The sequence below is a fragment of the Massilia sp. CFBP 13721 genome (assembly GCF_014842025.1).
GTDB lineage: Bacteria > Pseudomonadota > Gammaproteobacteria > Burkholderiales > Burkholderiaceae_D > Telluria.
Genome location: NZ_JACYUY010000002.1, coordinates 281,462 through 294,821 on the forward strand (window position 1 = coordinate 281,462; position 13,360 = coordinate 294,821).

The 13,360-nt window shown below is 62.8% G+C and carries 16 protein-coding genes; 8 read left to right on the forward strand and 8 right to left on the reverse strand.

The window, feature by feature from the left end:
- The first annotated feature begins 29 nt into the window (after positions 1 to 29).
- From purN to IFT60_RS02855, 4 genes are all read left to right on the forward strand, one after another.
- Positions 30 to 668, forward strand: coding sequence for a phosphoribosylglycinamide formyltransferase (gene purN, locus IFT60_RS02840; RefSeq protein WP_192049266.1), 639 nt, complete (start codon positions 30 to 32; stop codon positions 666 to 668).
- A gap of 18 nt (positions 669 to 686) precedes the next feature.
- Positions 687 to 2,009, forward strand: a complete 1,323-nt coding sequence (locus IFT60_RS02845) for an RsmB/NOP family class I SAM-dependent RNA methyltransferase (protein WP_192049268.1) — start codon at positions 687 to 689, stop codon at positions 2,007 to 2,009.
- 22 nt (positions 2,010 to 2,031) lie between these two features.
- A complete protein-coding gene (locus IFT60_RS02850; RefSeq protein ID WP_192049270.1) occupies positions 2,032 to 3,300 on the forward strand; it encodes a mechanosensitive ion channel family protein in 1,269 nt (422 codons plus the stop codon).
- A gap of 193 nt (positions 3,301 to 3,493) precedes the next feature.
- On the forward strand, positions 3,494 to 4,702 hold the full coding sequence (locus IFT60_RS02855) for a DesA family fatty acid desaturase (RefSeq protein ID WP_192049272.1): 1,209 nt from the start codon (positions 3,494 to 3,496) through the stop codon (positions 4,700 to 4,702).
- Positions 4,703 to 4,754: 52 nt separating this feature from the next.
- On the opposite strand, the gene IFT60_RS02860 is transcribed toward IFT60_RS02855, so the two are convergent.
- The 8 genes from IFT60_RS02860 to IFT60_RS02895 form a co-directional block, all read right to left on the reverse strand.
- Positions 4,755 to 5,756 carry a lysozyme inhibitor LprI family protein gene (locus tag IFT60_RS02860; RefSeq protein ID WP_192049274.1) on the reverse strand — a complete coding sequence of 334 codons (1,002 nt, stop codon included), beginning with the start codon at positions 5,754 to 5,756 and terminating at the stop codon, positions 4,755 to 4,757.
- Between the two features lie 186 nt (positions 5,757 to 5,942).
- On the reverse strand, positions 5,943 to 6,110 hold the full coding sequence (gene rpmG / locus IFT60_RS02865; RefSeq protein ID WP_056157216.1) for a 50S ribosomal protein L33: 168 nt from the start codon (positions 6,108 to 6,110) through the stop codon (positions 5,943 to 5,945).
- Positions 6,111 to 6,123: 13 nt separating this feature from the next.
- Positions 6,124 to 6,360 carry a 50S ribosomal protein L28 gene (gene rpmB / locus IFT60_RS02870; RefSeq protein WP_005665737.1) on the reverse strand — a complete coding sequence of 79 codons (237 nt, stop codon included), beginning with the start codon at positions 6,358 to 6,360 and terminating at the stop codon, positions 6,124 to 6,126.
- A 175-nt stretch (positions 6,361 to 6,535) separates the two neighbouring features.
- The gene (gene radC / locus IFT60_RS02875) at positions 6,536 to 7,207 is read right to left on the reverse strand and encodes a RadC family protein (protein ID WP_192049276.1); all 672 of its coding nucleotides are present in this window, start codon (positions 7,205 to 7,207) and stop codon (positions 6,536 to 6,538) included.
- A 95-nt stretch (positions 7,208 to 7,302) separates the two neighbouring features.
- Positions 7,303 to 7,779 carry an RDD family protein gene (locus IFT60_RS02880; protein WP_374000253.1) on the reverse strand — a complete coding sequence of 159 codons (477 nt, stop codon included), beginning with the start codon at positions 7,777 to 7,779 and terminating at the stop codon, positions 7,303 to 7,305.
- Between the two features lie 92 nt (positions 7,780 to 7,871).
- Positions 7,872 to 8,234: a hypothetical protein gene (locus IFT60_RS02885; RefSeq protein WP_192049279.1), complete on the reverse strand. Its 363-nt coding sequence runs from the start codon at positions 8,232 to 8,234 to the stop codon at positions 7,872 to 7,874.
- A 22-nt stretch (positions 8,235 to 8,256) separates the two neighbouring features.
- Entirely contained in the window at positions 8,257 to 8,616 is a 360-nt protein-coding gene (locus IFT60_RS02890; protein ID WP_192049280.1) for a TetR/AcrR family transcriptional regulator, read from the reverse strand.
- Positions 8,617 to 8,780: 164 nt separating this feature from the next.
- Entirely contained in the window at positions 8,781 to 9,269 is a 489-nt protein-coding gene (locus IFT60_RS02895) for an RDD family protein (RefSeq protein WP_192049282.1), read from the reverse strand.
- Between the two features lie 278 nt (positions 9,270 to 9,547).
- Here IFT60_RS02895 and IFT60_RS02900 point away from each other — a divergent pair, with 278 nt between their 5' ends.
- From IFT60_RS02900 to IFT60_RS02915, 4 genes are all read left to right on the forward strand, one after another.
- Positions 9,548 to 10,003: an FKBP-type peptidyl-prolyl cis-trans isomerase gene (locus tag IFT60_RS02900; RefSeq protein ID WP_192049285.1), complete on the forward strand. Its 456-nt coding sequence runs from the start codon at positions 9,548 to 9,550 to the stop codon at positions 10,001 to 10,003.
- Between the two features lie 11 nt (positions 10,004 to 10,014).
- A complete protein-coding gene (gene ispH, locus IFT60_RS02905; protein WP_229510657.1) occupies positions 10,015 to 10,992 on the forward strand; it encodes a 4-hydroxy-3-methylbut-2-enyl diphosphate reductase in 978 nt (325 codons plus the stop codon).
- A gap of 198 nt (positions 10,993 to 11,190) precedes the next feature.
- Positions 11,191 to 12,126, forward strand: a complete 936-nt coding sequence (locus IFT60_RS02910; protein ID WP_192049287.1) for a branched-chain amino acid ABC transporter permease — start codon at positions 11,191 to 11,193, stop codon at positions 12,124 to 12,126.
- A gap of 10 nt (positions 12,127 to 12,136) precedes the next feature.
- A complete protein-coding gene (locus tag IFT60_RS02915; RefSeq protein WP_192049289.1) occupies positions 12,137 to 13,351 on the forward strand; it encodes an ABC transporter permease subunit in 1,215 nt (404 codons plus the stop codon).
- Positions 13,352 to 13,360: the final 9 nt, after the last annotated feature.

The window sequence follows — 13,360 nt, forward strand, 5'->3', positions numbered from 1 at the left end:
CCAACGGGCCTTGCGGTACAATGCGCGCCATGAAAAACATCGTCATCCTCATCTCTGGCCGCGGCAGCAACATGGAAGCGATCGTCCGTGCGGCGCGCGCGGAAGGGTGGCCGGCGCGGATCGCGGCAGTGATCAGCAACCGGCCGGATGCCACCGGTCTCGCTTTCGCGCAGGCGCATGGCATCGCCACCGCCGTGGTGCCGAGCAAGGAATTCAGCAGCCGCGCCGCCTTCGACGCGGTCCTGCAGCAGGAAATCGACCGGTTCAGCCCCGACCTCGTGGTGCTGGCCGGTTTCATGCGCATTTTGACGGCTCCGTTCGTGGAACATTACGCGGGGCGCATGCTGAACATCCACCCGTCGCTGCTGCCCGCATTCCCGGGGCTGGCAACGCATCGCCAGGCGCTCGAGGCCGGCGTGGCGCAACACGGCGCGACCGTGCATTTTGTTACCGCCGAGCTCGACCATGGTCCGGTCGTGGCGGCGGCGAAAGTCGACGTGCTCCCCGGCGACACCGAAGACACCCTGTCGGCGCGGGTGCTGGTCGAGGAACACAAGCTCTACCCCTATGCCGTGCGCCTGTTCGTCGAGGACAGGCTCAGTATCGAACATGGCCTGGTGCGCATCGATGACGCGCGCCCGGCCGCCATCACACCTGTTTTACAGTAAATAAATTCAAGGATTTTCATGAGATTGCCTCCAGCAATTCTCGGCAGTACCGAAGAGGTATTGCGCGAGATTTTGCGCTTTACGGCCCCGGCCGACGTTACCCTGTCGCGTTATTTCAAGGACCACCAGCGTCTCGGTTCGCGCGAGCGCGGCGTCGTTGCCGAAGCGGTGTATGCCGTCCTGCGCAATAAAACCTTCTTCACCGATTTCGGTGGCAGCGGCGGCACGCCGTCGATGCGCCGCCTGGCCTTGATGGGCCTGGCGGAAACGGCCGGGATCGAGTCGCTCAGCGGTCTGCATGAGGACGAAACCGAATTCCTGACCCGCATCAAGGAAATCGACCGCAGCCTGCTGCCGCCGCTGGCGCAGGCGAACATGCCGCAGTGGCTGTTCGACAAGCTGGTCGCCCAGTTCGGCGAAACCGAGGCGAAGGAACTGGCGGCCGTGCTGAACACGCCGGCGCCGCTCGACCTGCGCGTCAATTCGATCAAGGCCAACCGCGACGAGGTCATCGCCAAGCTGGCCGAGGCGCCGATCGTCGCCGAGCCGACCCCGTATTCGCCGCTCGGCCTGCGCGTGAAGAAAAAGCCGACGCTGCAAAACTTGCCGCTGTTCAAGGAAGGCGCGATCGAGGTGCAGGACGAGGGCAGCCAGGTGCTGGCCCAGATCCTGGCCGCGCGCCGCGGCGAGATGGTGGTCGATTTCTGCGCCGGCGCCGGCGGCAAGACCCTGGCCCTGGGCGCGACGATGCGCAATACCGGCCGCCTGTACGCCTTCGACGTCTCGGAAAAGCGCTTGTCGAAGCTGAAGCCGCGCCTGGCGCGCAGCGGCCTGTCGAACGTGCATCCGGTCCTGATCGCGCACGAGCGCGATGCCAAGATCAAGCGCCTGGCCGGCAAGATCGACCGCGTGCTGGTCGACGCGCCGTGTTCCGGCCTCGGTACCCTGCGCCGCAACCCGGACGTCAAATGGCGCCAGCCGGAGTCGGCCGTGGCCGAGATGCAGGACAAGCAGGCGTCGATCCTGGACGGCGCCGCGCGCCTGTTGAAAGGCGGCGGCCGCCTGGTGTACGCCACCTGCTCGCTGCTGAACGAAGAAAACGATTTTATCGTCGAACAATTCCTGGCCTCGCATCCGGATTTCGAGCTGGTGCCAATGAGCAAGGTATTGGCCGAGCAAAAGATCGATCTGGAGATGGACAAGTACCTGAAGCTGCTGCCGCACAAGCACCAGACCGACGGTTTCTTCGCCGCCGTGCTGGAACGTAAGCCGATGCCGGCCAAAAAGCCGAAAGCCGAAGCAGCTGAACCTGCCGACGCGGACGACGCCAGCGCAGAGTAATGAATAGAGGAGCTGCACCCGGATGCCATTGACCGACCTGCTACAGGATTTACTGGAAGACATCAGCAATCCACGCATCCTGTGGCAGGCGCTGGCCATCGTCGGCGCGGTCGCCATCGGCCTGCTGCTGGCGCGTTTCATCCGGCGCAGCTGGCTGCACGAAAACGAGACGCAGAACGCCATCCGCCGCCTCAGCGTGGAGGGCTTCGGGCGCGTATTGGCGCCGCTCCTGATCGCGGCGCTGGTCTGGGGCGCCAAACTCGGCCTGCAACAACACCAGAGCGTGCACCTGCTGCGCGTGGCGCTGCCCTTGTTCACGTCGATGGCGCTGATCCGCCTGGTGTTCTACATGCTGCGGCGCGTGTTCGCGCGCCATGGGCAAATCGGCACGGCCCTGCAGACCTTCGAAAAAATCCTGGCGCTGGTGGTCTGGCTCGGTGTCGCGCTGTACCTGATGGGCCTGTGGCCGGACATCATTACGTTCCTCGATAACAATGAAATCAGGATAGGCAAGAACCGTCCCTCGCTGCTCGATATCCTGCAGGGGGCGGTGTCGGTCGTCGTGCTCATGATGCTGGCCCTGTGGGCCGGCGCGGCGCTGGAAGAGCGCCTGATGGGGCTGGAAGGTTTGCATACCTCCTCGCGCGTGGTGCTGGCGCGCGTGAGCCGGGCGGCGCTGATCCTGGTCTCGGTGCTGGTCAGCCTGCGCCTGGTCGGGCTCGATCTCACCGTCTTGTCCGTCTTCGGCGGCGCGCTCGGCGTCGGCCTCGGTCTCGGCATGCAGCGCATTGCCAGTAATTATGTGTCCGGCTTCATTATCCTGCTGGAACGCAGCCTGTCGATCGGCGACCCGATCACGGTCGACAAGTATTCGGGCCGGGTGGCGCGCATCAATACGCGCACCACCGTCCTGCAGGCCCTCGACGGCACGCAAACCCTGCTGCCGAACGAAATGCTGATTACCGGGGTCGTCCTCAACCAGGCCGGCACCAACAAGGCCGTGCGCCTGAATACGCGCATCACGGTCGCCTACGACAGCGACCTCAATGAGGTGATGACGCTGCTGCTGCGCCAGGCCGACGACGTCGAGCGCGTGGTCGCGGAACCGGCGCCGGCGGTCCAACTGAATGCCTTCGGGCCGACTGGCTACGAGCTGGAACTGGGCTTCTCGATCATCGATCCGGAGAAGGGCAGCGGCAATGTCATCTCCGCGGTCAACAAGAATATCTATGCGCTGGTGCACTCCGGCGCCATCCGCCTGGGCTTGCCGCCGCAAATTCCCCAAGGTTGATGCACATCTGGCATGAATGTGTCGCACATTTCGCGTTATGGCGCACGTTGTGTCTCAATTCCTGTGTCTATCGTGCCGTGCGTCACCAGATGTGCGTAAAATGCAGGGTTGGCGGACAGGTCCCTGACCTGCCGTTCGTGACTTTCTCGCAGAAAAGACAGCACACCCAGACAGCACTCACCTTGGAGCCTTAATGAGCTTTAGCAACACCCTGCATTCGGTACTGGAATTCATGAATACCGGCTTGGTCGGCCTTTCCGGCTGGGAAGTCGTACTCTATACCCTGATCGTTACCCACATCACCATTGCCAGCGTCACGATCTACCTGCACCGTCACCAGGCGCACCGGGCGCTGGAACTACATGCGATCCCGAGCCATTTCTTCCGCTTCTGGCTGTGGCTGACCACGGCGCAGATCACCAAGGAATGGGCGGCGATCCACCGCAAGCACCATGCCAAGTGCGATACCGAGGAGGATCCGCACAGCCCAGTGACGCGCGGCATCAAGAAGGTGCTGCTCGAAGGCGCCGAACTGTACCGCGTCGAGAGCAAGAACGCCGAAACCCTGGCCAAGTACGGCCACGGCACGCCGGACGACTGGCTCGAGCGTAACGTTTACAGCAAGCACAGCCTGCTGGGCGTGTCGGCGCTGCTGGTGATTAATTTCGCGCTGTTCGGCGTGATCGGCATCACGATCTGGGCAATCCAGATGATGTGGATCCCGATCACCGCAGCCGGCATCATCAATGGCCTGGGCCACTACTGGGGCTACCGCAACTACGATTGCGCCGACGCGGCCACCAACATCTTCCCGTTCGGCATCCTGATCGGTGGCGAGGAACTGCACAACAATCACCACACCCATGCCACCTCGGCCAAGCTGTCGAGCAAGTGGTACGAGATCGACATGGGCTGGGGCTATATTCGCGCCCTCGAGATGATGGGCCTGGCGAAAGTGAAGAAAGTGGCGCCGGAGCCAAAGTTCGCCAAGGACAAGACCGTGGCCGACCACGACACGCTGCAATCGGTCATTACCAACCGCTACGACGTGATGGCGAAGTATGCCAAGTCGGTGAAGATCGCTTTCCGTGAGGAACTGGAACATCTGAAGGACAAGGCCGAGCTGGAAAAGCGCTTCCTGAAATCGTCGCGCAAGCTGCTGCAGCGCGAGCCGGCCAAGCTGGAACTGTCGCAGAAAGAACAGCTGATCGAACTCTTCAAGCACAGCAAGGCGCTGGAAACGATGCACCAGATGCGCGTGGAACTGGGCGCGATCTGGGAACGTTCGCACTCGACCCGCGACCAGCTGCTGCAGCAGTTGCAGGATTGGTGCGCACGCGCTGAAGCCTCGGGCATCAAGTCGCTGCAGGAGTTTTCGCTGCGCCTGCGCAGCTATGCATAACGCACAGTAACGGCTCCAATCAAAACGGCTCCCATGGGAGCCGTTTTTTTATTCAGATGCGCTTTAACTGTGCAATCCGCTGGCGTGTTAGTGCTGCCTGCACCGAGGTGAAATCGGTGCGCAAGCCGGCCGCGGCAATGAAGGGCGCCCAGGCATCGCGGTAGGCGAGCCAGGCCCGTTCGCTGCTGCGCACGGCCTCGCGTTCGACCGTCGAGTAGCGGATACGCTGCGGATGGTTGGCCTGTGCGGAGGGGGCCGTCATCACTTGCCGGTATTCCACGTTCAGCTGGCGGTCGAGCTGCGCCAGTTCGCGCGCGCCGGCTCGCGCCAGCTTGCCGCCCGCCGCCTCCAGCAGCGTTTCCAGGAATTCCTGCTCGCGCCGGCCCATGTGCCGCAGCGCGAACGCGGCACCGCCGCTACCGCTCCGGTCGACCTCGCCGGCCGATGTGCGCGCAAATGCGGCGGCAGCCTGGCGCAGGCGTGCGAACGATGGCCGTGCCTTGACGGGCAGGTCCGCGGCGAAGCGCTCCAGACGGGCGTTGCGGAGGCGCGCGTCGCGTCCTTCGCCAATCGCGGCGCACTCCGCACCCATGCGGCCGCTGGTGACGTGGTCGCACAGGTCGAAGGGCTGGCCGTCGGCGGCGGGCAGCACGGCCAGATAGGTGACGCGCCCCTCCATCTCGGCCTTGGCCGTGGTGAGCCGGCAGGCATGGTAAATGGCGCGGTCGGGATCACGCGCGCTGCCGTAGCCGTTTGCATGCAGCATCATCAACACGGCATCGTCGCCACTGGCTTCGGCACATGCCCGCACCTGGCGCCATTCGGCGGCGGAGGTGGAGGCCTGGTCGCGTTTCTGGTAATACAGGTCGGTGGCATTGCAGCGCATCTTGCCAGCGACGACCGGTGGGCGCGGCGGAAGGAGGCGTTCCACGCGCGCGCAATGACGGTACCAGTCCTCGCTCTTCTCGAACGGCACGCCGAAACCTTCCGTGTTCGGATAAGGGATGGTGTCCGGCTGGGCCGCGTCCGCATGCCATGCCCACAGAAGCAACATGGTGAATAGGGCAGGGCGCAGGACAGGAAGACGGCGCGGCATGGAGAAGTGAATTGTCGGGTTCGAGAACCCTTCACTATACGCACCGCTGCTTGCCAAAGAGTCACCGATTGTCACAAACGCCAGATAAAACAAAAAAGCCGCGCACTTGCGTGGGCGGCTTTTCTTGTACAGCACCAGGATCGATTACTTGATCTTGGTTTCCTTGTACGCAACGTGCTTACGTGCTTTTGGGTCGAACTTGATGATTTCCATCTTCGCCGGCATCGTACGCTTGTTCTTGGTGGTGGTGTAGAAGTGACCGGTACCTGCGGTCGATTCCAGCTTGATTTTGTCGCGGCCAGTTTTTGCCATGATAGCTCCCTAATTAGACTTTTTCGCCACGAGCGCGCATGTCGGCCAGAACGGCGTCGATGCCCAGCTTGTCGATGACGCGCAGGCCGGCGTTCGACAAACGCAGCGAGACCCAACGGTTTTCGGATTCGACGTAGATGCGACGGTTCTGCAGGTTAGGCAGGAAACGGCGTTTCGTTTTGTTGTTTGCGTGGGAGACGTTGTTGCCAACCATCACTCCCTTGCCAGTAACTTGGCAGACACGTGCCATAGCGCACTCCTTAAAGATAAACTTCCGAATTCGGAAAAACGAGAGTATAGCGTGAAAACCGTCGCTGAATCAATCACTTGCGAAAAACAATTGTGTCTTTATGTCTTACATATATTTAACAATTGTAAATTCATCGTTAGCACCTTGTTTTGTCTCAGTTAATTGAACAGCCGGCTCACAACTGGCCGTGCTCGGCAAACGAATGCACCTGTGTCCCCGCCACCACAAAATGGTCGAGCACGCGCACGTCGATCAGGGCCAGCGCCTGGCTCAGATTGCGCGTGAGCTTGATGTCGGCGTCGCTCGGCTCGGGCATGCCCGACGGGTGGTTATGCGCCAGCATGACGCCCGACGCATTGCGGCGCAGGGCCGCCATCACCACTTCGCGCGGGTAGACGCTGGTGTGAGTGAGCGTGCCCCTGAACATTTCCTGGGCATCGATCAGGCGGTTCTTCACGTCGACGAACAGGACGACGAAGGATTCGTAGGCTTGCAGGCCGAATTTGCCGCGCAAATAGGTTTTCACGACGTCGGGCGAACACAGCGCGTGACGGAAAAACTGTTCCGAAATCGCCCGGCGCGACAATTCCATCACGGCCTGCAATTGCGCATACTTGGCCAGGCCGAGGCCGTGTACTTGCGAGAATTCCTGCGGCGTCGCGTGCAGCAGTGCCTGCAGTGAACCGAAATGCTCGAGCATGTGGCTGCCGAGCTGGACCGCACTGCGTCCGCGTACGCCGACGCGCAGGAAAATCGCCAGCAATTCGGCGTTCGACAAGGCGGCCGAACCTTCGCGCGCCAGCCGTTCGCGCGGCCGGTCCTGTTCCGGCCAATCATTGATGCCCATTGACGCTCCACGGTAGTAAAAGGGGAGGGCCGATTATGGGGATGTCGACAAGTGCGGTTCTGATCTGGCGCGCAGGTGCGCCATGCGGCGCGCTTTTACGGTTCGGTGGCGGCGGATGCGAAACGGACGGGCTCGTTCCTGTTTTTGCGGCGGATGACGACGGTGCCCGCCAGCTTGTCGTGCCAGCCCTGCTTTTTCGGGTCGATGCCGACCCACAGCAGGCCGAGGCCAAGCGGGATGGTGGAGACGTAATACCCGAGATAGCGGCCGATCGACTGGCCGGTGGAGGGCTTGGCGCCGGTACGGGCGTCGACTACCTGGGCGGAAATGGCCATCTTGCCCGGCGTTGCACCACGTGCCACCCAGAAGGCGATGACCGCGACGGCCGGCAGGACATACGAGATCAGGAAGTCGGCAGGACCCTGGAGCAGGCGTTCGCTGGCCCAGTAATCGCCGCCGTACACCATCAACAATAGCGGTATCGTGATGAAGGCAAGCAGGATCGTATCGATCAGGGCGGCGCCGACGCGGACCCAGAAGCCAGCATATTCGTATTGCGTTTCGTCGATCACTACCAGACTCCCGGGAACGCGGCCGGAGCGGCCGCGAGCCACGGTAGCATCATGCGCCGCCGCGCGCAATGTTCAGGAAGCATGCGTGGGAATCACGCCTGCATCGCCAGGGCGGCGCTGCTCACCTCGGCGGCGGTGCGGCGCGCATCGGCAACGCCGATCACGATGCGTTTCCATTTTTCGTCCGCCAGTTCGATCACGACCGGCTGGGTCTTACGGGCGATGAAGATGAACTGACGGTCGCCGTTCTTGTAGAAGGTGCCGGCATGCAGGACGCCCGGCAGTCCGGTTCCCGGCGCACGCAAGCCGAGTTCGCGCCCGCGGTAACCGTCGTCCGCGGTGGCGCCGCGCACGTGCGCCAGCGGGACGCGGATGCTGCGGTGCAGGGAGAGTACCGATTCCCATGCACGCAGGTGCACGACCAATTCGTTCTTCGTCAGTTCGAGTACGGGCATGGCTTTCCTTTCTCAGCTCAGGTTAATTCAAGTGATCGAGTAATCGTGCGCCCAGCAACTGCGCCGTGTCGGGTCCGGCAGCGTCGACCGCCCGCCGGCACAGTCCGGCAATCGGTGGGTCGTCCTGGGCCAGCTCCTTCAGCGCCACGATCAACAGGTCGATCGACGCGGGCCTGGCCGGCCAGCCGGGCGCGAGCGCACCCGCCAGCACCTTTTCGAACAGGTTGCGTTTCGAGCCGAAAGCCTTGTACAGGCTGCCGCGCTGCAAGCCGGTGGCGGTCAGCAGGTCGTCGACCGAGGCGGCGTTGTAGCCCAGCCGGGCAAATACGTCGGCGGCCTGGGCCAGGACGGCGTCTTCGGCAAAATTCCTGGGGCGTGCCATGCGATCGTTCCAGTGGTTGTGTCGACAGGTTCATTCTGCCGATTAGGGAACGAACGGTCAACAATTAATTGTGGAACGACTGGTAAATAACTGGCGAGGGATGCTGCGAGGAAGGGCGGACGCTGAAAACCGGTCCGCCCGAATTCATCTTCAAACCAGCAGCTTCAAGCCATCGGCTTGTTCAGCGATTGTTCGAAACGCACCTGCTCGGTCGCGCCGGTCTTGCGCCGCACGACGACGGTACCTGCGAGCTTGTCGTGCCAGGCCTGCTTGCGGCTGTCGAACACGACCCACAGGTAGCCGAGGAACAGTGGCAGGGTGGACAGGATGTACCCGAAGTAGCGGATCACGAACTGTTTCGTGCTCGGCTGTCCGCCGGTGCGTGCGTCGACGATTTTGGCGCCGATCGCCATCTTGCCCGGCGTGGCCGCTTTCTTGATCCAGAAGGCCAGGGTCAGCGCAATCGGCAAGCCATACGTGATCAAGCCGTCGGCAACCCCCCAGTTGGCGCGCGGGTCTTCCAGGTACACGGTGCCGTACACGCTCAGCAAGAGCGCGAACATGACCAGGTAAATCAAGATGGAGTCGATCACGGCGGCGCCGAAGCGGCGCCAGAAGCCTGCATAGACCAGATCGGATTCGGTGGGGTGCATCGTTCTCTCCTGAGCTGCTTGATTGAATGGTGAATAGTGAATAGTGAATAAGTGCGTGATTGCTTTTTGGCAACGCAAACGACCTTAGCATTGCATTGTCCTTTCTGCAATCGCATACGCATGTATTTGCGCGTTCGCCGGCATGCCGATGCGCAGGCGCGACAGTAGCGACGACGACGGCTTTCCACCGCAGGCCCGGCTGCCGAAAAAAGCGGCGCTCGAAGGCGGGAATGGCGGGGGTGGCTTACAATAGCGGTTTGCCCGCCACAACCATTGCCATGTCCAACGCTTCCCCTGCCGTCGTCACCGAAACGGCTTACCTGACCCTGCATTACCGGCTTGCCGGCGCCGACGGCACCGACATCGTCACCACCTTCGGCACCAACCCGGCCACGCTGATGCTGGGCCAGGGCCAGCTCGCGCCTTTCCTGGAGGAGCGCCTGCTCGGCATGGTGGAAGGCGAACACAAGACGTTTACGTTGAGCGCGGCCGAGGGCTTCGGCGAGCGCAATCCGGAACTGATCCAGTGGGTCTCGAAGCAGACGCTGATCGAGAACTCGGTGCCCGACGCCGACTACAAGGCGGGCGACCTGGTCGACTTCGCGGCGCCGGGCGGCGGGCGCTTTGCCGGCATGCTGCGCGAGATGCGCGACGATGCCGCGCTGTTCGACTTCAACCATCCGCTGGCCGGCCAGGACCTGCGGTTCGAAGTGAAACTGATTTCGGTCCTGTAACAGGAAAAACCATGGAAAACACCCTTCAGGTAGAAAACCTCGCCGACCTGCCCAACGAGATCCTGCTCGCCCAGCCGCGCGGCTTTTGCGCCGGCGTCGACCGCGCCATCGAGATCGTCGAACGCGCCCTGCAGCAGTTCGGCGCGCCGATCTACGTGCGCCACGAGATCGTCCACAACAAGTACGTGGTCGAAGACCTGCGCAACAAGGGCGCGATCTTCATCGAGAACCTCGATGATGTCCCGGCCGGTAACACGCTGGTATTCTCGGCCCACGGCGTCTCGAAGGCAGTGCGTGCCGAAGCCGAGTCGCGCGGCCTGAAGATTTTCGATGCGACTTGCCCGCTTGTCACCAAGGTGCACGTGGAAGTGTCGAAAATGCGCAAGGGCGGCGCCGAGATCGTCATGATCGGCCACGACGGCCACCCGGAAGTCGAAGGCACCATGGGCCAGGCCGAAGAGGGCATGCACCTGGTCGAGACGGTCGAGGACGTGGCGACCCTGCAGGTGGCCAACCCGGACAACCTCGCCTACGTGTCGCAGACCACGCTGTCGGTGGACGACACTGCCGAGATCATCGCCGCCTTGAAAGCGCGCTTCCCGAACATCATGGAGCCGAAGAAGGGCGACATCTGCTACGCCACCACCAACCGCCAGGAAGCCGTGAAGTTCATGGCGCCACAGGTGGAAGTCGTGATCGTGGTCGGCAGCCCGAACAGCTCGAACTCGAACCGCCTGCGCGAACTGGCCGACAAGCTGGGCACGCCCGCCTACATGATCGACCAGGCCGACATGATCGACCCGCAATGGATCGCCGGCAAAAAGCGCATCGGCCTAACCGCCGGCGCCTCCGCGCCCGAGGTGCTGGTGCAAGCAGTGATCGACCGCCTCAAGTCGCTCGGCGCGGCCAGCGTGCGCGCGCTCGAAGGTGTGGAAGAGAACGTTACCTTCCCATTGCCGAAAGGGCTGGACGGCATCAAGCTGGCATAAGTTTTGCATCTATTTCGATAGCATAGGACGCCACACCAACTTTCCTTGTTAGTTTTTTAAAAAGCTCGCTATGATGGCGACGCTCGGAATTTTTGTCGTGGTAACTGTTTTGCTGACTGAAGCGGTCAGGCCAATGAGCGGCACTTCGGGTTTCCCGGGGTGCCGTTTTTGTTATCGAAATCAAAGGGTGCGGAAACGATGGAGACTTTTGTCCAGCAGATACTCAACGGGCTGGTGCTAGGCAGCATGTATGCACTGGTCGCGCTTGGGTACACGATGGTGTATGGGGTGCTGAACCTCATCAATTTCGCCCATGGCGACGTCCTGATGATCGGGGCGATGGTCGGCCTGTCGATCCTGCAACTACTTGAAGCGTATTTCCCCGGCTTGCCCGGCTTCGTCCAGCTGGCGGTCGCCATCCTCGGGGCGATTCCGGTGGCGATGGCGGTGAACGTCCTGATCGAGCGCATCGCCTACCGCCGCCTGCGCAATGCGCCGCGCCTGGCGCCGCTGATCACCGCGATCGGCGTCTCGATCCTGCTGCAGACCTTCGTCATGGCGATGCCGTGGTGGGGCCGCAGCCCACTGCCGTTCCCGCAACTGCTGTCCTCCGAGCCGATCGTGATCGCGGGCGCCATGATTTCGCAGACCCAGGTGCTGCTGCTGGTGCTCGCCGCGCTGGCCATGGTGGGGCTCGTGCTGCTGGTCGAACGCACCAAAATGGGGCGTGCGATGCGCGCCGTGGCCGAAAACCCGCGTGTGGCCGGGCTGATGGGCGTCGATTCGAACAGCGTGATCGTCGCTACCTTCGCCATCGGCGCTGCGCTGGCGGCCGTGGCCGGCGTGATGTGGGGCGCCAACTACGCCTCGATCACGTTCACGATGGGCGTGCTGCCCGGCCTGAAAGCCTTTTGCGCCGCGGTGCTGGGCGGGATCGGGAATATCTACGGCGCCATGATCGGCGGCCTGTTGCTCGGCATCATCGAGGCGCTCGGCGCCGGCTACATCGGCGACCTGACCGGGGGCTTCCTCGGCAGCCATTACCAGGACATCTTCGCCTTCGTGGTGCTGATCCTGGTGCTCACCCTGCGTCCGTCCGGCATCATGGGCGAGCGCGTGGCCGACCGCGCATAAGGGAGACGCCATGGCCTTCCTGACTTTCGACGTCCACCACAACAAGCGCCAGGCCTATCTCAACATGGGCCTGCTGCTGGCCCTGATGCTGGCTTTCCCCTTCTTCGCCGCCCAGTACGGCAATTCGTGGGTGCGCATCATCGACATCGCGCTCCTGTACATCATGCTGGCGCTGGGCCTGAACATCGTGGTCGGCTTCGCCGGCCTGCTCGACCTCGGCTATATCGCCTTCTTTGCCGTCGGCGCCTACCTGGTCGGCCTGTTCTCCTCGCCGCAATTTGCCAGCCTGCTCGAGTCGGTGGTGAACTACCATCCGGCGATTGGCGAGTCGCTGGTTGCCTTGTTCGGCCCCGACATCGCGCAGAACGGCATCCACCTGTCGGTGTGGGCGATCGTGCCGCTGGCCGGTCTCGTCGCCGGCTTCTTCGGCGCGCTGCTGGGGGCGCCGACGCTGAAATTGCGCGGCGACTACCTCGCCATCGTGACGCTCGGCTTCGGCGAGATCATCCGCATCTTCATGAACAACCTGAACGACCCGATCAATGTCACCAACGGGCCGCAGGGCATCAACATGATCGATCCGATCCGCGTCTTCGGCGTGTCGCTGGCGGGGGAGGCGGGGTCGCAATCGACCGTGTACATCGGCGGCTACGGCATGCCGTCGGTGAACGCGTATTACTTCCTGTTCCTGTTCCTGTGCATCGCCACCATTTTCGTCACCAGCCGCCTGCAGCATTCGCGCCTGGGCCGCGCCTGGGTGGCGATCCGCGAAGACGAGATCGCGGCGAAAGCGATGGGCATCAACACGCGTAACGTGAAACTGCTGGCGTTTTCGATGGGCGCCTCCTTCGGCGGCGTGGCCGGCGCCATGTTCGGCGCCTTCCAGGGGTTTGTTTCTCCGGAATCGTTCTCGCTGACCGAATCGATCGCGGTGCTGGCGATGGTGGTGCTGGGCGGGATCGGCCACATCCCGGGCGTGGTGCTGGGCGGGGTGCTGCTGGCGGCCTTGCCGGAGGTGCTGCGCCACGTAGTCGAGCCGGCGCAGATGGCGCTGTTCGGCAAGGTGATCATCGAAGCCGAAGTGCTGCGCCAGTTGCTGTACGGCCTGGCGCTGGTGACCATCATGCTGGTGCGCCCGGCCGGCATCTGGCCGTCGCCGAACAAGGAAGACCGCCCCAACGCCGCGCTGGCCCTCGAGGATGAAAAGGAGGCGGCGGCCGTCTGAGGCGCCGAG

Coding starts and splice junctions, on each gene's coding strand:
- IFT60_RS02900 (WP_192049285.1), top strand. CDS start 9,548: ATGTCCAACGCTTCCCCTGCCGTCGTCACCGAAACGGCTTACCTGACC.
- IFT60_RS02860 (WP_192049274.1), bottom strand. CDS start 5,756: ATGTTGCTTCTGTGGGCATGGCATGCGGACGCGGCCCAGCCGGACACC.
- IFT60_RS02855 (WP_192049272.1), top strand. CDS start 3,494: ATGAGCTTTAGCAACACCCTGCATTCGGTACTGGAATTCATGAATACC.
- IFT60_RS02895 (WP_192049282.1), bottom strand. CDS start 9,269: ATGCACCCCACCGAATCCGATCTGGTCTATGCAGGCTTCTGGCGCCGC.
- ispH (WP_229510657.1), top strand. CDS start 10,015: ATGGAAAACACCCTTCAGGTAGAAAACCTCGCCGACCTGCCCAACGAG.
- purN (WP_192049266.1), top strand. CDS start 30: ATGAAAAACATCGTCATCCTCATCTCTGGCCGCGGCAGCAACATGGAA.
- IFT60_RS02890 (WP_192049280.1), bottom strand. CDS start 8,616: ATGGCACGCCCCAGGAATTTTGCCGAAGACGCCGTCCTGGCCCAGGCC.
- rpmG (WP_056157216.1), bottom strand. CDS start 6,110: ATGGCAAAAACTGGCCGCGACAAAATCAAGCTGGAATCGACCGCAGGT.
- rpmB (WP_005665737.1), bottom strand. CDS start 6,360: ATGGCACGTGTCTGCCAAGTTACTGGCAAGGGAGTGATGGTTGGCAAC.
- IFT60_RS02845 (WP_192049268.1), top strand. CDS start 687: ATGAGATTGCCTCCAGCAATTCTCGGCAGTACCGAAGAGGTATTGCGC.
- IFT60_RS02910 (WP_192049287.1), top strand. CDS start 11,191: ATGGAGACTTTTGTCCAGCAGATACTCAACGGGCTGGTGCTAGGCAGC.
- IFT60_RS02850 (WP_192049270.1), top strand. CDS start 2,032: ATGCCATTGACCGACCTGCTACAGGATTTACTGGAAGACATCAGCAAT.
- IFT60_RS02885 (WP_192049279.1), bottom strand. CDS start 8,234: ATGCCCGTACTCGAACTGACGAAGAACGAATTGGTCGTGCACCTGCGT.
- radC (WP_192049276.1), bottom strand. CDS start 7,207: ATGGGCATCAATGATTGGCCGGAACAGGACCGGCCGCGCGAACGGCTG.
- IFT60_RS02915 (WP_192049289.1), top strand. CDS start 12,137: ATGGCCTTCCTGACTTTCGACGTCCACCACAACAAGCGCCAGGCCTAT.